Origin of the sequence: Peribacillus sp. NPDC097295 (assembly GCF_044761665.1) — a bacterium.
GTDB lineage: Bacteria > Bacillota > Bacilli > Bacillales > DSM-1321 > Peribacillus.
The window spans coordinates 474,693-492,225 of the sequence record NZ_JBIWCW010000002.1 but is presented as its reverse complement, the minus strand read 5'-3'; the positions used below and the strand labels follow the sequence as shown (position 1 = coordinate 492,225).

Here is a 17,533-nt window from a genome sequence, read left to right as displayed (position 1 = left end):
GTATAAACCTTTTTTTCCAGTGATACACAATAGAAAAAAGCCATCCCTGGAAAAATCCCTGAATGGCCCCAATCCTATATTATAACAATTACAAGATGTTGAATTTACCCTTTTTCGCCACCAATGACGCGCCGCCAATCAACAATAACGCCCTGTTATCCACCATCTTCTTCATGAATGAAGCGGTTTTTCCCGTCACCTTCTTACCAAATACAACCCCAATCGCATCATGCTCACCAAGTGAACAAACTGTTCCTTTGTTTTCGAAGGTGAAAGTTTCCAGGTCGCTTTGATTACGGACTAATTTGGTTATGTTCTTCGCAATGACTTCACCTTGCTGCATGGCAATCTGTGCAGTCGGAGGATAAGGACGGTTGATTTCTTCGTTGATGATCAATGAACAGTCACCCACAATGAAGATATCATCATGGCCGGGCGCACGCATATCAAGGTTCACTTTTATACGTCCACGCATTGCATCAAATCCTGAAGCTTCAATGACAGAATTACCACGGACTCCCGCTGCCCAAACCACCGTCCCCGCTTTGATTTCCTCGACTTCCTCTTCTCCCTTGGCTACGATGATTCCTTCAGGAGTAGCTCCCTTGATTGGAGTGCCGATTTTGAATTCTACACCTTTTCTCTCCAGGTAAGAAACCGCATAATCCACTAATTCAGGATCGAAACCTGGAAGGACGGCGGGGGCAGCTTCTACACAGTACATACGGACTTTTTTGGGGTCAATATCATATTCCTTACACAACTCAGGTACACGGTTGGCTAACTCCCCAAGGAATTCAATACCGGTAAAACCGGCCCCACCGACAACGATCGTCAGACGATCCTCATTTTTTTCAAGCTCTGAGCTATAGGTGGCAAATTGCAATTGTATATGGTCGCGTATTTCCCGCGCCGAGTTCAAATTGGAAATCGAGAAGGCATATTCCTTCAAGCCTTGAATGCCAAACGTTTCTGATTCTGGACCAAGCCCCACCACCAGGATGTCGTACGAAACTTCTCCATTTTCAAGAATCACTTTTTTCTGTTCCGTTTTGATTTCTAAAACGGAATCCTGAATGAAGTGCACTTTGTTCTTATTGATGACATTCTTGATCGGATAGCGTACACGATCGTGGTGAAGCGTTCCAGCAGACGCTTCATGTAACCAAGTTGTTTCATAATGGTAATCATTTTTATTAACTAAAATGAGTTCTGCTTCATTGTGTCCCAATGCTTTTTGCAATCTGGTTACGGTCATTAAACCTCCATAACCTGCCCCCAAAACAACGATAGTTGGTTTTTTCAAGTAATCTTCCTCCTTTACGATATTTTCTTAACCAAATCATTCGATAAGCTTAATTTCCATTAAAAAAGGCAATTCTATTCATATGTGATTTTTTTCACTAATTGACGTTCTCGAAAAGTTCTAAAGTTCCATGGACTTTATTTCATTTCGCTTTTTTCAAGGAATCTGTTTTTCCCCATAGTCTTCTTTATATAGTATGCTTCATCAATCGACTTAAATTTCTCATTCTTCAAAAAACTTATTCATTTTCTTTAACTTCAACTATGTTAAAATAAAGAAAGAATTTCCATAAATCTAGAATATCGGAGGGATAGCGTTGGATGTAAATGAAAAAGTATATGATATTACCATTATCGGCGGAGGACCAGTAGGCTTATTTACAGCTTTCTACGGCGGCATGAGGCAAACTTCAGTCAAAATCATTGAAAGTCTTCCCCAATTGGGCGGACAATTATCAGCACTTTATCCTGAAAAATACATCTATGATATCGCAGGTTTTCCTAAAGTCCTGGCTCAGGATTTGGTCAATAATTTAAAAGAGCAAATGGCTAAATTCAATCAAACCATCGTCTTGGAACAAGCCGTTCAAGAAGTGGAGAAACAGGCCGATGGAGTTTTTAAGTTGACTACCGATAAGGAGATTCACTATTCCAAAACGATCATTATCACAGCTGGGAACGGAGCATTTCAACCTCGACGCATCGAACTCGAGAAAGCACAACAATATGAAGGCACAAACCTTCACTATTTCATTGATGACCTTAATCATTTCGCAGATAAAAAAGTGGTGGTCTTCGGTGGCGGCGACTCCGCAGTGGACTGGGCACTAATGCTCGAGCCTATCGCCGAAAAGGTAACGATTGTGCATAGAAGGGATAAATTCCGCGCCCATGAACATAGTGTCGAAAATCTCAAAAATTCTACAGTAGAAGTGAAAACTCCTTACATACCCGCAGATCTAATTGGCATTGAAAACCAAATCCATACGGTCTTGCTCAAGAATACAAATGGAGAAGAAACCGAAACGTTGGACGTCGATGCAGTCATCGTCAACTACGGCTTTATTTCCTCTCTTGGTCCCATTAAACAATGGGGACTCGATATACAGAAAAACAGCATCTTAGTTAACTCCAGAATGGAAACAAATATCCCCGGAATCTATGCGGCTGGTGACATCGCAACATATGATGGCAAAGTGAAGCTAATTGCAAGTGGATTTGGCGAAGCACCAACGGCAGTCAATCATGCGAAGCAATACATTGATCCAAAAGCAAAAGTGCAACCCATGCACAGCTCTTCCATGTTTTAGCATACTCCAGAACGTTAAAACCCGGCTCTCAACACAGCCGGGTTTTAATTTTATCCACACTTTTAAATTGTGGATAATTTACAAAGACCCGTTATCCACAATGTGCTGAAAATGTTTTCTTCCCATTTAGTAAAGGGTAAGAGGAGTAAGAGAAGAAAGTAAAAGAAAGGAGCTTGCATTCATGAATATCTTAATAGCAGGTGCGAATGGTACGACCGGTAAGAAAATCATCCAGGAATTATCAAAAGATCAAAAGAATACGGTATATGGGATGATTCGAAAAGAGGAACAAGCACAAGGAATCAAAGATCTGGGCGGACAACCTGTACTCGAAGATTTGGAGGAAAATGTGGATAAAGCGGTGGATAACATGGACGCCATCGTGTTTGCTGCTGGTTCGGGACCAAAGACCGGACCTGATAAAACCACAGCTGTGGATAAGAATGGGGCCATCAAGCTGATCGACGCCGCTAAGAAAAAAGGCGTTGAACGCTTTGTCATGTTAAGCTCAGTAGGTTCCGATCAACCGCAACAAGGTCCCGAAGGAATGCAGCACTACCTTGAAGCCAAGCATGATGCGGATGAACATTTGAAAGCAAGCGGTCTCACTTATACCATTGTTCGTCCAGTCGCGTTGACCAATGAACAAGCGGCGGGGACAATCAAGGCCGATAAAAAAGTTGACCATGCCGATACTTCCATCCCAAGAGCGGATGTCGCCTCGGTTCTGGCCCATGCCATCTCCGAGAAAAACACCTTCAATAAAACATTCGAAATCCATAGTGGTAATGACACCATCCAGGAAGCCTTGAACAACATTTAATCCAACACTAAAAAAGGGGGCCACAAATGTTAACGGGTTCGGTTACTGGGGAGAAAACATTAAATAGCAACGTTATTGGGGACATAATTCACATATGAATTGGTGTCCCCATTTTTGTAGTTATATCTATGTTTTTGCAGATTTAGCACACTAATTCGCATACCAATTGGAGGAATCACATAAATTTATGCGGTGTTGTTGAACCTGTGCTAAAACCATTGTGAAGATGATAATGGAAAGACCTGCACAACGATTGGGGATTGCAAATAAAATATTTGATTTAAAAGTCATAATTTATCTAAGGTAGCTCGCTTGAAATCAAGCGAATTTTTTAAAAAGGATAATTGGATATTTATGTTAAAATATTAATGTAGTAAAAGAAACGGAAATTTTAGTTAATAGTAACGTCATAATATTAAGTTAATTGAGGAGGAAGATGATGGGGTTTTGGTATTTCTTGATATTATTTTTAGGTTTATTTTTAGTGATTAAAGGGATATTCGGGAAAAAAAGATTTGTTTTGATACTCATGGGATTATTATGTATATCGTTCTCAATATTTATGTTTTCTCCAGGAAGCGATGAAATCATTTCAAGGTTGTTCAATTTGTAATTAAAGTGCAGTTTTTTTTAGTTAAATAAGTACAGTAAATAATACCAAAAAACGCTCAGATTAAGAAACCACTGAGCGCTTTTGCTTGCCATTCACATTGTCAATTTACTGTTAAAACTTTTAAAAATTGAGCTGTTAATTGCATCACTTTTAGTATTTTTCTCTCAATCAACCGAACCCGTTACACGAATGTGCTCCCCTTTTTTCAATGGTTCATACCTATTAATTAACAATTCTCTGGTGTACCTTTTTCAGTAGCCGTCCTGAAAGAAGATCCGCAACCGCAAGACGCAATTGCATTTGGGTTTTCGATTGTGAATCCTCCACCCATCATGGTTTGTTTATAATCGATTACCGTTCCATTCAAGATGGCCGCATCTTCATTATCCACAAGAATCTTGATCCCAAATTGCTCCAGCTTATCATCTTTCTCGCCAGGCTCTTGTTCCAATCCCATCCCGTAGGATAATCCACTACAGCCCCCGCCTTTGACAGCCACTCGTAAAAAGGATCCCTCTTCTTCATTTTGCTTCATCATTTCTTTTATCTGAAAAGCAGCAGCTTCCGTTATCTGTACAACTTCACTCATATTAAATCGCTCCCTCTCCTAAAGATGTGAGATAGAATCTTTCTTATTTATAGTATATACCAAAGAAATTACCCCGCTCAATTTTCTAGCTTGAAAAATTATTTTTTCCAGATGCCCATTCCCCCATAGTTTATTAAAAAACTGGATTAAATTCCGAATGATAGGTATAATTACCTGTGTAATTAGACACAATAAAGATTTTACTTAAGGGGGTAATCTCTATCGAAGAATTACAGCCTCTATATGACAAAAGTATAGAATGTCTTCATTGTAAAGAACCATCAACAACTAAGAAAATACGCTCTCGCTTTATTAAAGTGGCTCGCTATGATACTGATTTTTGTCCCATATATAAGAATCCGACTGCCAACGCTCTTTACTATTATATTCATGTCTGTCCTCACTGTGGTTTTTCCTTTTCCGAAGATTTCTCGCGCTATTTCCCACCTACCACGCAGGAAGACATCGAGGAAAAAGTCTGCTCTAAATGGAATCCCCATCATTTCAGCGATGAGCGTTCCATCGAAGATGCAATCAAGACCTACAAGCTTGCAAGCTATTGCGGTGCATTAAAAAAAGAAAAGCATATTATTCAGGCGGGGATTCTTTTACGGATTGCCTGGCTATATAGATTTCAAAAAAAACAAGAACAGGAAAAAAGATTTCTAAAGCTTGCCCTTCTGGAATATGAAGCATCCTATTCAACTGGGGACTTCAGCGGTACACAAGTATCAGAAGTCAGAATTCTATACCTTGCTGGAGATATATCCAAGAGAATCGGGAATACGCAGGCAGCGGTCAAGTATTTTTCCATGGTACTCGAGAGGCAAAAAAATGCCATGGAAGCGTCCATCATCAAAATGGCGAGAGACCGCTGGCATGAAATCAAGGAAGAATCGGTCACAAGCAATCTCGCCGCACATGCCTAATATCCTCTCCAACTTCCCTATAAAGAAGGCTGCTCATGATTGAGCAGCCTTCTTTCATTTAATGATGATTAAAACATTTGATTTTGATATTCATCAATGAATGTATATATATTCTTTACCAGTTCATCCGTTGTATCTCCAGAAACCACTTCGCCATTCACAAGGGCATATAAGGAACTGGAGCATTTACCGCAATATCCTAGACATCCATATTCGATAATATCTAAATTAGGATCCTTCTCTAATCTTTCGAAAGCCTCCTGTGCCCCACTGGCCAGATTACTTACGCAGAATTCAATGATTGGATACATCGTTCCACCTCGCTATCATTAACAGTTTATCCTAAACCTTTTCAAACTTACAGTCAATAAATACGCACAAAAATACGCCGTTTTTAAGATATCGGTTGTGATTTCCCCTTATATTCGTTATACTTTTGTCGGGGTATGTAAAACTAGAAAATCATCTAATATTATATGTATTCACTTGGTTCCATAGGATACATGGGGAATCCTATGTGGGATATTTATTTTAACAAGTGAAATATTTAACAATTATTTTTAGAGATTAAACAAAGGGGAAAAACATATGAAGAATTTAGTCATACTTGGTGGTGGGTATGGTGGTATGCGCATGTTGCAAAGATTGCTGCCTAATCAGCTTCCCGAAAACGTGAGCATAACACTTATCGACCGCAATCCTTATCACTGCTTAAAAACGGAATATTATGCTTTAGCAGCAGGTACTATTCCTGACCAGCACATTCGTGTTGCATTTCCAGAACATCCTCGCTTAAAGAACGTATACGGAGAAGTACTTTCCATCGATATGGAGAACAAACAAGTCATTATCGAAAATCAAGAACCTGTCGCTTACGATGATTTAGTTATCGGCCTTGGTTGTGAAGATAAATATCACAATATTCCAGGAGCGGACACACACACTTATAGCATCCAGACGATTGATAAATCACGTCGCACCTATTCAGCTTTGAATAATTTGGGCGCCGGTGCTACCGTGTCAATCGTAGGGGGAGGCCTTAGCGGTGTCGAATTAGCCAGCGAATTGATTGAAAGCCGTTCAGATCTAAATGTTAAGTTATTCGACCGTGGACCACATATTCTATCTGCTTTCCCAGAAAGACTAAGTACTTTTGTCGAATCATGGTTTGATAAACATACCATTGAAATCGTTCATCATTCTAATATCACCAAAGTTGAACCTAATCTCCTTTACAACGGGGAAGAAGCTGTTCAAAGTGACGTTATCGTCTGGACAGCGGGCATTCAACCGAGCAAGATAATCCGCGACATGGATATTGAAAAAGACCGTCAAGGAAGAGCCGTTCTTACACCTCAGCATTTCCTTCCTACTAATGACAGTATTTTTGTAGTTGGCGACTGCGCGAGTTTGCCACATGCGCCTAGTGCTCAATTAGCAGAATCTCAAGCTGAACAAATTGTACAAGTCCTTGTGAAAAAGTGGGCAAATGAACCACTTCCCGAAAGCTTCCCTCCCGTGAAATTAAAAGGAACCCTAGGTTCTCTTGGGAAAAAACAAGGTTTCGGTCTTGTGGCTAATCGCCCGATAACGGGAAGAGTGGCACGCCTAATGAAATCAGGAATCCTGTGGATGTACAAATACCATAACGGTTAATCTAAAATTTCATAAATCCTGTTTTCATGAACTGACTCAAAAAGCTGCGGTAAGCTTCCTCCTGGGTCAGTTTTTTTAATTCCTCTCATATCCGTTATTTTCCATGATATCCACTATCTTTTTAAGAGAGACGTTTCCTTCTGCCACGATTTCGTTCTCGATGATGACTAGTGGATAAAATAAATCTTCTTCAATCATCTTCGCTGCAAAGTTTTTTTGCCTATCCATTTCTGGCGGGTTGAACATATCAATATAAGCAATGGAAAACGGCTGGTTGGGAAACTTTCTTGTCAATGCTGCTTCAAGCCACTCATATGTATCCTTGGATGAGGGGAGATTAACACAGGAGGCACATACTTGTTCCGCCCCAAATACTTCTATTTCAATTTTTTTCTTTATCATGCGCTACCTCCATCAGGAATTTTTCACTGTACTTTTGGAATCATTCACCTATTTCCGCCAGACATGAAAAAAATAGATTTAATTTCCGCAAAGTTACAGTTGGATTTTTTACTATGTTCGCATTATAATATGATTAGGAAAGGAGTCGATTGCAATGTCTGAACAACAAATGGAAACACAAGTTCAAGATGTCCTAGATAAACTTCGTCCGTTTCTTCTTCGTGATGGCGGTGACTGTGAACTAGTTGACGTAGAAGATGGAATTGTAAAATTACGATTACTGGGAGCATGCGGAAGCTGTCCAAGTTCAACCATTACGCTAAAAGCTGGGATTGAGCGCGCGCTTCTTGAAGAAGTTCCCGGGGTAGTTGAAGTTGAGCAAGTTTTCTAATTAGCCTTATATAATGCGTTGAATATTCTCTTAAACGGGAATTACAAATTCAACCATATTAGATACAACACCCGCAGTCTAAAGAAATTTAGACTGCTATAGAAAATAAAGCTGACTCCACTTTATCAGTCCTATCAATTCATTGATACGGCTTAAAGGGAATCAGCTTTTTTACTGTTGTACAACTTATGTGATATAAAAGCTCCATTCCTTCTTTTCTTCCTCTGATAACATAGACGTCTGACTGCCTTCATTATCGACCTTCAACTGTTTCACCTGAAATTCAGGGAACGCTTCCTTTAAACTCCTTAACAATCGTCCTGTTTCTTCTGCAGATACAAGACAGAGCACCGTCGGACCCGCTCCACTCAGTGCTGCACCATATCCACCTTCATGACGGATGATTTTTTCCACTTCGGCTAAATGAGGCACTAAACTTGCACGATATGGTTGATGAAAGCGATCGTTCTGCATCATTTGACCGACTAGGTTCCAATCATTCGTCAAGATTCCGGCAAGTAAAACATTAGCTGCTGCACTTCCGTTTATCGCTTCCTTATAGGGAAGGAACTTGGGAAGCACATTCCTTGAATCCTCTGTCAGCAATTCAAAATCAGGAATAACTGCAATCACATTCACTCCTTCGATAGGAAATGAAAGAACATCCGTTTTTTCTTCCGTATGCAAACCAACGACTAAACCACCGTAAACGGAAGCCCCTGCATTATCTGGGTGTCCTTCAAACGAAGAAGCATGTCTGTTTTTTTCCTGATCGGATAAGTTCAGCTGAGCGACAAGATTTGCTAGCTCTATGCCTGCTACAATGGCTGACGCACTGCTTCCCAATCCCCTCGCAAGCGGAATTTCGCTTGATACATGAATACGGCATGGGGAAAGGTCTTTTCCATAGTATGCCGCTGTTTTCTTCGCAATTTGCACGATGTAATTACTGTCATCCTTAGGGAATACAGACATTTCCTCAGAAACCGGAATGACCTCCCAACGATTCGATAAGGATCCGCGTATCTCCAAGTATAGCCCTAGTGCAAGTCCAATGGAATCGAATCCTGGCCCAAGGTTAGCCGTACTTGCTGGCACGCGGATCAGAAACATCTCGGATTCCGCACTCATGCCTGTTTCACACCTTGTAGATGTTCTAATATGATTTTTTCATCCATTGGCAGCAAAGTAGGATGAATCGAACTAGTATCGACAGCGACATTCGGATCCTTCAATCCATTCCCCGTTAGTACAGCTACAATTTTGCTTCCTTTGCTGATTTCACCACTTTTTAATTGTTTATATACCCCCGCAATGGATGCACACGATGCCGGTTCAGCAAAGACGCCTTCCTTTTTAGCAAGAAAATGATACGCTTCAAGAATCTCTTCATCCGTCACCTCGTCAATTTTGCCGTGGGATTCGCGTGCCGCTTCCACAGCAAAATTCCAGCTGGCAGGGTTCCCAATGCGTATCGCCGTCGCGATTGTTTCCGGATTCTCAATCACCACATCACGGACAATCGCTGCGGCACCTTCCGCTTCAAACCCCCTCATTTCAGGCAGCCCCGTTTGTTTTCTTTCATTGTATTCCTTGAAACCTTTCCAGTAAGCGGTGATATTCCCCGCATTCCCAACTGGCAACGCCAAAATGTCAGGTGCCGACCCAAGAGCATCACAAATTTCAAAAGCAGCCGTCTTCTGCCCTTCGATTCGATATGGATTAACCGAGTTTACAAGAGTGATAGGTGAATGTTCGCTAAGGGAACGGACGATTTTTAAGGCTTGGTCAAAGTTTCCTTCAATCGAAATGATCTCCGCTCCATACATGACAGCTTGTGCAAGCTTGCCCATCGCGATTTTGCCCTCTGGGATGACAACGATACAGCGAATGTTAGCTCGTGCTGCATAAGCTGCAGCCGCGGCTGATGTATTCCCGGTGGACGCGCAGATAATCGTATCACTACCAGCCTCGATCGCTTTGGCTACAGCCATGACCATCCCACGGTCTTTAAATGAGCCGGTTGGATTGGCTCCTTCATATTTTACATGAAGGTCAATTCCCCATTCCTCTGATAAACGGTTCAATTTAATCAAAGGCGTGTTTCCTTCTAGTAGGGATAATGCCGGTGTGTTTTCATTTACAGGTAAAAATTCTTTATATTCGCTAATTAATCCTTGCCAGCTCATTTGTTGTCCTCTCCTTCGACTCGGTATGTGCTCTTCACTTCTCGAACCATATTATAATCGTTTAACTTGTTCTTGATTTGATCAAAAGCAGCCATTGGGGCTTTATGCGTGACCAATACGATTTCGGAGGATTCTTTTACATCCAGCGGAAGCTGAAGGATTTTATCGAAACCGACCCCATGCTCTGCGAATAAATTCGTGATCCTGGCTAGAACCCCCACTTCATCCTGTACGTGCAGGCGAATAAAATACTTAGCCAAAATTTCGGTAGGATCTTTTAATTGTTTTGGGTATTGTGGCGAAACAGCGCTTCGGCCATTCACACCCAATCTCATATTCTTAATGACTGTCACCATATCTGAAACAACGGCGGTCGCTGTTGGTAGACTACCTGCTCCAGGGCCATAGAACATCGTTTCCCCTACCGCTTCCCCATAGACATACACGGCATTATATTCATTGTTAACAGAAGCAAGTGGATGTTCCTCCGGAAGCAAGGTCGGCTGCACGCTGACTTCGACCCTATCACCGGTCCTTGTCGCTACGCCGATCAATTTCATTGTATATCCTAGCTTTTTGCTGTACCTCAAATCCTCTTCGGATATTTCAGTGATCCCCTGCACTTCAACATCATGCAAGCCAATATTCATGGAGAAACCGAGAGTGGATAGGATGGCCATTTTCCGTGCCGCATCCAAACCACCAACATCCGCTGTTGGGTCGGACTCCGCAAATCCTAGCTCCTGGGCTTCCTTCAATACATCTTCATAAGCCCTGCCTTCTTTGCTCATCTTGGTTAGAATGAAGTTTGTCGTTCCATTCACGATCCCCATCATTTTTGTGATTCGATCCGAAGACAGACCATCGACTAGACCGCGTAATATCGGGATTCCTCCTGCAACACTGGCTTCATAGAATAAATCACATTGATGCTCCGTGGCTAACTCCAGCAACTCTGGACCATATAGCGCCATCAAATCCTTATTGGCCGTTACGATATGTTTTTTATTCTTCAGCGCTTCGATAAGATATTCCCGCGTTTCTTCAATCCCGCCCATCACTTCTATGATCAAATCGATCTCCGGGTTTGAAAGAATATCCTCTGGATTGGCCGTCAGCATACTTTTATCAACGTCTACGAGCCGTTCCTTTGTCGTATCTTTTACGAGTATCTTTTTAATACTGATGGAACAACCCACTTGGTGCATGAGTTTGTCTTGATGACTTTCAATAATCTGTACGACTCCTGATCCGACAGTACCTAGCCCCAATAATCCGATCGAGATTTCTTTCATTTTGCTTCCCCCTTTAAAACATCTGTTTTTCTAGAAAAAACATTTGTATTTATATAGTAGACATTATATGTTTTATCCAATCAATTATCAATAGTTAGAATATACAGTTTTTTTATTTTTTCTGCAGTTCTTGATAGTTCAAGGCTGCATGAAGCAAATTTTATGAAGGGTACACCTTCATCATCATATTTATTTAACAGATTTCAAGGCATCGTTCGTCCCCATGATGACATGTGGATGTTTAACGGGATCCATCCACTTCAGCAAACTCAGGACATTCTTCTCGGAAGTAGCGGTGCAACCCGCTGTCGGCTTATTTTCCCCCCTCCAGATGTGTAGAAAAATCGCACTGCCCTTTCCCTTTACAATTGGATTCGTATTATAATTGATGACCGCTCCATATTTATATAGTTCATGGTTCATCTTTTCAAATGACTTCCATTTCGTATAAGGATTCTTCCCCTTATACGTAATCCACTTGTTATAGTCCTTGGATGTCTTATCATCAATCCAGTAATCATATTGGGTTGTTCTCCTATAATCCAGCTTCACCTTATCCGGCTTGGGTGGACTACCAAATGCCGTTCCAAAGGAATAGATGCCAGCAGGCGATTTTCCGTCTCCCTCTTTCTTATCCTTGGTAAAGCCATTCTTTCCAATGACCCCCTTCATATTCCCCAAAGCTCGCCGCCACTCGCCTTTCTTCTTCTCGTACGTCCGGATCGTCACCTTCGTCCCACTCATCGTTTCCCCTGTGACTGCCACAATTTGGCTGACTTCCTTTCTCTTATCGAATTTCTTGAGTGTCACCTTCTCACTCGAGCTGAAGACTTCCCTGGCATCGTTCACGTCGATATAGGCCGTCGTTTTTGAAAAGCAAACCTTATACCAGTTTCCCGTTCTGCCACTGACCGATAATTCTTTATTTTTCTGATAGGTCTTTAATGTCTTGCTGTCTATCGATGCCTCCTCCTTCAAATCCGATGTTGACTTAATGACAATCTTGAATTGGGTCGCATCACAGCTTTCTTTAACTACGGCCTTAGCAGAAGCAGCGACTGGAAAAACAAGTAGTACTATCAAGATGGCCAGTATCTTTTTCTTCATTACATACATCCTTTCATTCCTGGGACCAGAAGCGCATTTAATTCAAACTATTCTAAAAAATCATGTCATTATCATAACATAGTAAAGAGGTGGAATCATGTTTCTTCCAGTTTTTTTATTCTAAATCCAATCAACCTTCGGAAGGTTAAAATGATTAGCCGGGATCTCGGCCAATTCGTAAAAGTGTTTGAGAAAGGCTTCATATTGTTCTGATGTTTTCGTAATCGTGGAAATCTTGTCTTCGAGTTCATTCGACCTTGCTTCTGATACCTTTGAAAAATACTCTTCAACCGCTTCAAAGTAATGAATGGGAAATAACATTCGCGAATACAGTAAGCGTGCGGAAAAACTGGAGAATGGCTCAATACTCTGGTACTCATGAAGGAAAGTGGATATGCCACGTTGGTGCGTATGGACATTTTTAAAGTAATGCTCCCTCACCCATTCAGCTGCATCCCGCGTCCCATGGTCAAATACCCAATCGAACGGGTTTTTCATCCACTTATTCCTTCTCCAGGTATCATCTAAAAAGCGTTCATAACATACCGTTCCGGCATCGATGACTTGTGGGGTATCATCGATTTCCGTGTCGACTAAATATTGAATCGCATTTTCACCTAACACCATATAATAGGGAAAGGTTTCTACAAACATCTTTTCAAAGGGATTATCCGGGTGGGCTTTTAATTTATCTCTCCAAATATTCTCCAGTTGGTCGATTCTTTGCTCCCATAGCTCTTTCCATTTACCAATTCTTGAGCATGACCGAATCGTCTCCGCTATATCTCTTCCACGTTGGTGGAACCTTGCGATGCGACGGCCAGGGTTGAAATTTTTCGGCCCTTCCAAATCCTCATTAGCAAGGAGGATGAATAATTGATCTTCCGCTTCCGACACAAAACTGCCGTGATTGGCGAGTACGAAGGCTGAAACATGGCGATCTCCTTGGGCAATCATATGTTGCGCCATTTTATGCCGTTCTGCCAATTCCTCCTGTTCCCTACCTTCTAACGGAACAATGCTGTAAATGAAAGGACCCGATCGAAAGCTAGGAAAGCGGCTATTCGCTTCCTCCCGCTCTACCTGTATTCCATAATTATTAAAAATGATTTCTTCTATCATATCTTTTTCCTCCCCCATCAGATGGATACAAAAAAATTGTATATCATATACTTATATATATGAGGAATCACTCTTTTTCTGAATAACTATCGAAACCTAATATTTTTCGCAGGAAAAATTTAATCCAATTATGGAGAATGGATGATGACATGACTAATATAAATCAATCAATGTCTGAACAAACGGCACGAAGATGGCTTAGTGAACGAGGAGTAAAGCTCGAAGATATCGCAGAGCTGGTCATGTATCTACAAGCAAGTTATCATGATGATTTACAAATGGCCGACTGTCTCCACAATGTGGAACGGGTCATCTCGAAACGCGAGGTCCAAAATGCCATCCTTACCGGCATCCAACTGGATATGCTAGCGGAAAAGAAAATGCTGGAGGAACCCCTTCAAAGCATCATTGAGATAGACGAAGGACTTTATGGAGTCGATGAGATATTGGCTCTATCGATCGTCAATGTGTACGGATCGATTGGCTTTACCAATTATGGATTTATCGACAAGCAAAAACCAGGCATTCTAAAATACTTGAACGACAAAAGCACCGGAAAGGTCCATACCTTTTTAGATGATATTGTCGGTGCCATTGCGGCAGCTGCCTCGAGCCGTCTGGCACACCGGATTGAAAACGTGGAATAAAATGCTCATGAATGAGAGCGGGGAATCTTAGAGGAAATCATAAAAAATCCAGGTCTGCTTCTGCAAACCTGGATCTTTTTATTCAAACTGCCATAAATCAAGGGTATCCACAACAAAGGTCGGCTGTTTTTCATATTGCATCAACCGTTCCTTCGTCGTTACGCCCGTATGTACAAGTAATGTATCGATTCCAGCATTAAGCCCTGCTAAAATGTCCGTGTCATAATTATCTCCGACCATGATGGTCTGTTCTTTAGGCACACCCAATACTCTAAGGGCTTGCTCCACGATGACTGATTCCGGCTTGCCAATGAAAATCGGCTGAACCTGAGTCGAAACGGCGACCACAGAAGTCAATGCTCCATTCCCAGGTAAAAGACCCTGTTCGGTAGGAATGGCGATGTCACCATTCGTCGAAATGAAAACGGCTCCATTTCTGACCGCAAGGCATGCTTTTGTCAACTTCTCATAATTCACACCACGATCAATGCCCATGACGAGGAAATCAGGGTATTCATCTACAAGTGTCATCCCCTTATCTTTCAACGCCTCTGTAATCCCTTCTTCACCCACCACATAGACTGAAGCATTTTCCTTTTGTTCAGCAATGTAGTTGGCTGTAGCCATGCTCGTCGTGAAGACTTGAGCATCTTCAGTAGGAATCCCGATACTGCGTAACTTTTCAGCAACTTGCCCCGGTGTCCGGGATGAATTATTCGTCACGAATAGATAAGGGATGTCTCTTTTTCTCAATTCATTAATAAAGCCCGCCGCTTCCGCGATTTGTTCGGTACCACGGTACATTGTGCCATCTAAGTCTATCAAGTAACCTTTGTACGATTTCATGTATAGTCCCCCTATTTAATCAAATTAGTTTTTAAAAGCTGAAACTGGGCCCAATTCGTTAATTAAATAGTTTCGTACTAACTCAGGGAATTGCTTGAAGGCCTCGATATTCTCCTTGAAAACGGCAAGAAGTTTCGTATGATCCACTTCAATGAAATCTTGAACGAGCATCTTCCTTAATGGCAACGCCTTTTTGAATTGTATGGAAATAGGTTCGCTGATGACTTTTTCATCAAGCAAGATATCGACAATATCTTCGTAACTGCCTGGGTCACGCATAATAAAACCATCGATCACTGCATTCCCCACATCCAATAACGAATCGATAGAGGTTTGTATAATCCTCTCGACGCTATGTTCTAAAAGTTCCCCATTCCAACTTTCCTGTCCTTCGAAAAGCTCTAATTGTTTTTCAAGATATTCCAAAATCCGTCCGATCTTTTGTCGATCTACAAAGTACATACTCCCAGATCCTTTCTGATTCTTAAGATGATATAGAAATTTTATCTACTGTTGAAGGTCTAGCGTAGTAATACCCCTGCGCCAAATCAACCCTATTCCTTGATAATACCATAGCTTCTCCTATACTCTCAATTCCTTCGGCTACGACAACGGATCCCGTCTCCTTGGCAATCAGTAAAAGTCCCTTTAACATCGACTCTTTCACGGAATTATGATCGATATTCTCGATAACCGATCGATCGATCTTTATGATTTCCGGCATGATTTCTATAATGGCATAGAGACTTGAATAACCGGATCCGGTATCATCTATCGCCAAGCGAAAGCCCATTTTACGCAATCCTTTTATATTCTCGACAAATTCTTTTATATTTAGGATCGGGTCTCTTTCCGTAATTTCAATGACGATTTGATTAGCGTACACACCTTTATATTTACGTAGCATATCCTCTACATCCTGTAGGAATCGCGGATCGCTGAGCGTTACCGGGGTAAAATTGATGAACACGTTTTGTGGGGATTCATTCTCTGAAATCTGTTTAAAGGACTTTTCGAGAACGACTTTTTCTAAATCATATAACTGCCCCGTCTGCCTAGCTACAGCAAAAAGGGACAATGGACTCTCAAGTTCCGTACCACGAGGTCCCCGGGTGAGCACTTCATATGCCCTTATTTTATTGGTTGCGACGTCGAAAATAGGCTGGGCCAGTAAATTGATTTCCCCATTATCGATAATTTGAGTAATTGTCTCTTGCATTTTGTTCATGGGTGACGCAGCTTCTGCCATTACAACGGCATTTCGTTGCGCTGTATCGATGGCCCCTTCCGTTGGATAATGCTCATGCTTCACAAACATGTAGCCTGTACTCAATGTAACCGAGGTAGAATGGACACGAATCATCCCTTGCCTCACCTCATCAGAAATGGAGCTGATCAAGTCGTCCATATAGGTCAGTCGTTTTGCAGATTCTTTCATGTTCATTAAAACGGTAATGCCATCCGCATAATAGTCATGTATCGACAATAAGTTTCCCTCATGGACTTTATCTATTACCACTTCTTTAAATATTTTTTTCAAACAGGCATTCAACTGGTTGAACTTCTCCTGTTGCCCACTTTCTTTAAGTTCGAGCAATTCTTTAACATGAAAAACTATGACTGCCACTTCATATCCGTGAGAAAACGAAGCTACCACCGCACGGACCATAGGCTTTCGTATGGTGAACTGTGGCGGGTAGAAGCGAAGTTTAGCTGATGGGGAAAATAACCTGAACCATTTTCCTAGTGATATAGACCATTTACCCTGTAATGATGTCATAGACTCGTCCTCTATTCCGGGTTATTTTTCCTATATTCTAACATAAATAGGGATTTTTAAAGCCTAAAACAGTAATTTTTTATCTTTTTATCAGAAACTTCATACTAAATACTCATTTCAGGATAATCAGGTAACTTGGTGGATGCCTTAAAATGTCTGTTTCCCTATGAGAGCCATTTTGTTATGATGGAACTACCAAAATGAGTCGAGGAGAAGGGTGTGGTACGATGGAAGACCGTTTTTATTTATATAATGATTTAGTTGATACGAAAACCCGGTTCATTAGTTTTATGGGGGATGAATCAAGATACGACTTAGCCATTACGATGACCGACCGATTTTATGGAAAGAAGCTTGTGTTAAACATGCAGAGCAATCGTTTTGCCATTATTGGACCGGATGATTTGGAAGAAGAAGGCTACCTGGAGCATGCCTTTGCACTGACAGAGGCAGAGGCGGAAGAACTTTCCCACTTTTTAATGGAAATCATCTAAGCGCGACCTTTTTTTTCTTTATCAGGTTAACCTAC

18 protein-coding genes and 1 pseudogene are annotated in these 17,533 nt (G+C 41.4%); 7 read left to right on the top strand and 12 right to left on the bottom strand.

The annotated features are described in order from the left end of the window. Nucleotides 1-88 precede the first annotated feature (88 nt). Entirely contained in the window at nucleotides 89-1,306 is a 1,218-nt protein-coding gene (locus ACIQXN_RS05580) for an NAD(P)/FAD-dependent oxidoreductase (RefSeq protein ID WP_402962898.1), read from the bottom strand. Between the two features lie 316 nt (nucleotides 1,307-1,622). Here ACIQXN_RS05580 and ACIQXN_RS05575 point away from each other — a divergent pair, with 316 nt between their 5' ends. Continuing rightward, nucleotides 1,623-2,615 (top strand): NAD(P)/FAD-dependent oxidoreductase, encoded by a 993-nt coding sequence (locus ACIQXN_RS05575; RefSeq protein WP_402962895.1) that lies wholly within the window; start codon nucleotides 1,623-1,625, stop codon nucleotides 2,613-2,615. 181 nt (nucleotides 2,616-2,796) lie between these two features. Next, nucleotides 2,797-3,438 carry an SDR family oxidoreductase gene (locus ACIQXN_RS05570; RefSeq protein WP_402962890.1) on the top strand — a complete coding sequence of 214 codons (642 nt, stop codon included), beginning with the start codon at nucleotides 2,797-2,799 and terminating at the stop codon, nucleotides 3,436-3,438. An 839-nt stretch (nucleotides 3,439-4,277) separates the two neighbouring features. On the opposite strand, the gene ACIQXN_RS05565 is transcribed toward ACIQXN_RS05570, so the two are convergent. Then, nucleotides 4,278-4,640, bottom strand: coding sequence for a HesB/IscA family protein (locus tag ACIQXN_RS05565; RefSeq protein WP_402962886.1), 363 nt, complete (start codon nucleotides 4,638-4,640; stop codon nucleotides 4,278-4,280). A 191-nt stretch (nucleotides 4,641-4,831) separates the two neighbouring features. On the opposite strand from ACIQXN_RS05565, the gene ACIQXN_RS05560 reads away from it, so the two are divergent. Then, complete coding sequence (locus ACIQXN_RS05560; RefSeq protein WP_402963359.1) at nucleotides 4,832-5,569, top strand: DUF2225 domain-containing protein; 738 nt, start codon at nucleotides 4,832-4,834, stop codon at nucleotides 5,567-5,569. A gap of 68 nt (nucleotides 5,570-5,637) precedes the next feature. Here the strand turns inward: ACIQXN_RS05560 and ACIQXN_RS05555 are convergent, their stop codons facing one another. Beyond that, entirely contained in the window at nucleotides 5,638-5,880 is a 243-nt protein-coding gene (locus ACIQXN_RS05555) for a YuzB family protein (RefSeq protein WP_402962882.1), read from the bottom strand. Between the two features lie 277 nt (nucleotides 5,881-6,157). On the opposite strand from ACIQXN_RS05555, the gene ACIQXN_RS05550 reads away from it, so the two are divergent. Beyond that, nucleotides 6,158-7,225, top strand: coding sequence for an NAD(P)/FAD-dependent oxidoreductase (locus tag ACIQXN_RS05550; protein ID WP_402962878.1), 1,068 nt, complete (start codon nucleotides 6,158-6,160; stop codon nucleotides 7,223-7,225). A 75-nt stretch (nucleotides 7,226-7,300) separates the two neighbouring features. Here ACIQXN_RS05550 and ACIQXN_RS05545 read toward each other — a convergent pair whose 3' ends face one another. Next, nucleotides 7,301-7,627, bottom strand: a complete 327-nt coding sequence (locus ACIQXN_RS05545; RefSeq protein ID WP_402962874.1) for a YuzD family protein — start codon at nucleotides 7,625-7,627, stop codon at nucleotides 7,301-7,303. Between the two features lie 63 nt (nucleotides 7,628-7,690). Here ACIQXN_RS05545 and ACIQXN_RS05540 point away from each other — a divergent pair. Continuing rightward, nucleotides 7,691-8,018: pseudogene (locus tag ACIQXN_RS05540) on the top strand (NifU family protein). Nucleotides 8,019-8,204: 186 nt separating this feature from the next. Here ACIQXN_RS05540 and thrB read toward each other — a convergent pair. The 5 genes from thrB to yutH all read right to left on the bottom strand — a co-directional run bounded on the left by thrB (nucleotide 8,205) and on the right by yutH (nucleotide 13,731). Beyond that, the gene (thrB, locus tag ACIQXN_RS05535; RefSeq protein ID WP_402962871.1) at nucleotides 8,205-9,149 is read right to left on the bottom strand and encodes a homoserine kinase; all 945 of its coding nucleotides are present in this window, start codon (nucleotides 9,147-9,149) and stop codon (nucleotides 8,205-8,207) included. Then, the gene (gene thrC / locus ACIQXN_RS05530) at nucleotides 9,146-10,207 is read right to left on the bottom strand and encodes a threonine synthase (RefSeq protein ID WP_402962867.1); all 1,062 of its coding nucleotides are present in this window, start codon (nucleotides 10,205-10,207) and stop codon (nucleotides 9,146-9,148) included. Before thrC ends, thrB begins: the two co-directional genes overlap by 4 nt. After that, nucleotides 10,204-11,502, bottom strand: coding sequence for a homoserine dehydrogenase (locus ACIQXN_RS05525; protein ID WP_402962863.1), 1,299 nt, complete (start codon nucleotides 11,500-11,502; stop codon nucleotides 10,204-10,206). The genes thrC and ACIQXN_RS05525 overlap by 4 nt, the downstream gene beginning before the upstream one ends. A 189-nt stretch (nucleotides 11,503-11,691) precedes the next feature. Beyond that, the gene (locus tag ACIQXN_RS05520) at nucleotides 11,692-12,609 is read right to left on the bottom strand and encodes a L,D-transpeptidase family protein (protein ID WP_402962859.1); all 918 of its coding nucleotides are present in this window, start codon (nucleotides 12,607-12,609) and stop codon (nucleotides 11,692-11,694) included. Nucleotides 12,610-12,729: 120 nt separating this feature from the next. Then, nucleotides 12,730-13,731, bottom strand: a complete 1,002-nt coding sequence (gene yutH / locus ACIQXN_RS05515; RefSeq protein WP_402962855.1) for a spore coat putative kinase YutH — start codon at nucleotides 13,729-13,731, stop codon at nucleotides 12,730-12,732. A gap of 149 nt (nucleotides 13,732-13,880) precedes the next feature. Here yutH and ACIQXN_RS05510 point away from each other — a divergent pair, with 149 nt between their 5' ends. Next, nucleotides 13,881-14,378 carry a phosphatidylglycerophosphatase A family protein gene (locus ACIQXN_RS05510; RefSeq protein ID WP_402962851.1) on the top strand — a complete coding sequence of 166 codons (498 nt, stop codon included), beginning with the start codon at nucleotides 13,881-13,883 and terminating at the stop codon, nucleotides 14,376-14,378. Nucleotides 14,379-14,456: 78 nt separating this feature from the next. On the opposite strand, the gene ACIQXN_RS05505 is transcribed toward ACIQXN_RS05510, so the two are convergent. The 3 genes from ACIQXN_RS05505 to ACIQXN_RS05495 are packed head-to-tail and all read right to left on the bottom strand — an operon-like array spanning nucleotide 14,457 to nucleotide 17,004. Beyond that, on the bottom strand, nucleotides 14,457-15,224 hold the full coding sequence (locus ACIQXN_RS05505) for a TIGR01457 family HAD-type hydrolase (protein WP_402962848.1): 768 nt from the start codon (nucleotides 15,222-15,224) through the stop codon (nucleotides 14,457-14,459). A gap of 24 nt (nucleotides 15,225-15,248) precedes the next feature. Then, on the bottom strand, nucleotides 15,249-15,686 hold the full coding sequence (locus tag ACIQXN_RS05500) for a DUF86 domain-containing protein (protein ID WP_402962844.1): 438 nt from the start codon (nucleotides 15,684-15,686) through the stop codon (nucleotides 15,249-15,251). A gap of 22 nt (nucleotides 15,687-15,708) precedes the next feature. Continuing rightward, entirely contained in the window at nucleotides 15,709-17,004 is a 1,296-nt protein-coding gene (locus ACIQXN_RS05495; protein WP_402962841.1) for an EAL domain-containing protein, read from the bottom strand. Nucleotides 17,005-17,231: 227 nt separating this feature from the next. Between ACIQXN_RS05495 and ACIQXN_RS05490 the strand changes: the two genes are divergently transcribed. Continuing rightward, nucleotides 17,232-17,498 (top strand): DUF3055 domain-containing protein, encoded by a 267-nt coding sequence (locus tag ACIQXN_RS05490; protein ID WP_402963356.1) that lies wholly within the window; start codon nucleotides 17,232-17,234, stop codon nucleotides 17,496-17,498. Nucleotides 17,499-17,533: the final 35 nt, after the last annotated feature.

Bases quoted from the DNA above. Each gene is read 5' to 3' on its own strand.
- ACIQXN_RS05495 (WP_402962841.1), bottom strand. From the start codon at position 17,004: ATGACATCATTACAGGGTAAATGGTCTATATCACTAGGAAAATGGTTC.
- thrB (WP_402962871.1), bottom strand. From the start codon at position 9,149: ATGAGTGCGGAATCCGAGATGTTTCTGATCCGCGTGCCAGCAAGTACG.
- ACIQXN_RS05525 (WP_402962863.1), bottom strand. From the start codon at position 11,502: ATGAAAGAAATCTCGATCGGATTATTGGGGCTAGGTACTGTCGGATCA.
- yutH (WP_402962855.1), bottom strand. From the start codon at position 13,731: ATGATAGAAGAAATCATTTTTAATAATTATGGAATACAGGTAGAGCGG.
- ACIQXN_RS05570 (WP_402962890.1), top strand. From the start codon at position 2,797: ATGAATATCTTAATAGCAGGTGCGAATGGTACGACCGGTAAGAAAATC.
- thrC (WP_402962867.1), bottom strand. From the start codon at position 10,207: ATGAGCTGGCAAGGATTAATTAGCGAATATAAAGAATTTTTACCTGTA.
- ACIQXN_RS05510 (WP_402962851.1), top strand. From the start codon at position 13,881: ATGACTAATATAAATCAATCAATGTCTGAACAAACGGCACGAAGATGG.
- ACIQXN_RS05490 (WP_402963356.1), top strand. From the start codon at position 17,232: ATGGAAGACCGTTTTTATTTATATAATGATTTAGTTGATACGAAAACC.
- ACIQXN_RS05555 (WP_402962882.1), bottom strand. From the start codon at position 5,880: ATGTATCCAATCATTGAATTCTGCGTAAGTAATCTGGCCAGTGGGGCA.
- ACIQXN_RS05500 (WP_402962844.1), bottom strand. From the start codon at position 15,686: ATGTACTTTGTAGATCGACAAAAGATCGGACGGATTTTGGAATATCTT.
- ACIQXN_RS05550 (WP_402962878.1), top strand. From the start codon at position 6,158: ATGAAGAATTTAGTCATACTTGGTGGTGGGTATGGTGGTATGCGCATG.
- ACIQXN_RS05565 (WP_402962886.1), bottom strand. From the start codon at position 4,640: ATGAGTGAAGTTGTACAGATAACGGAAGCTGCTGCTTTTCAGATAAAA.
- ACIQXN_RS05520 (WP_402962859.1), bottom strand. From the start codon at position 12,609: ATGAAGAAAAAGATACTGGCCATCTTGATAGTACTACTTGTTTTTCCA.
- ACIQXN_RS05505 (WP_402962848.1), bottom strand. From the start codon at position 15,224: ATGAAATCGTACAAAGGTTACTTGATAGACTTAGATGGCACAATGTAC.
- ACIQXN_RS05545 (WP_402962874.1), bottom strand. From the start codon at position 7,627: ATGATAAAGAAAAAAATTGAAATAGAAGTATTTGGGGCGGAACAAGTA.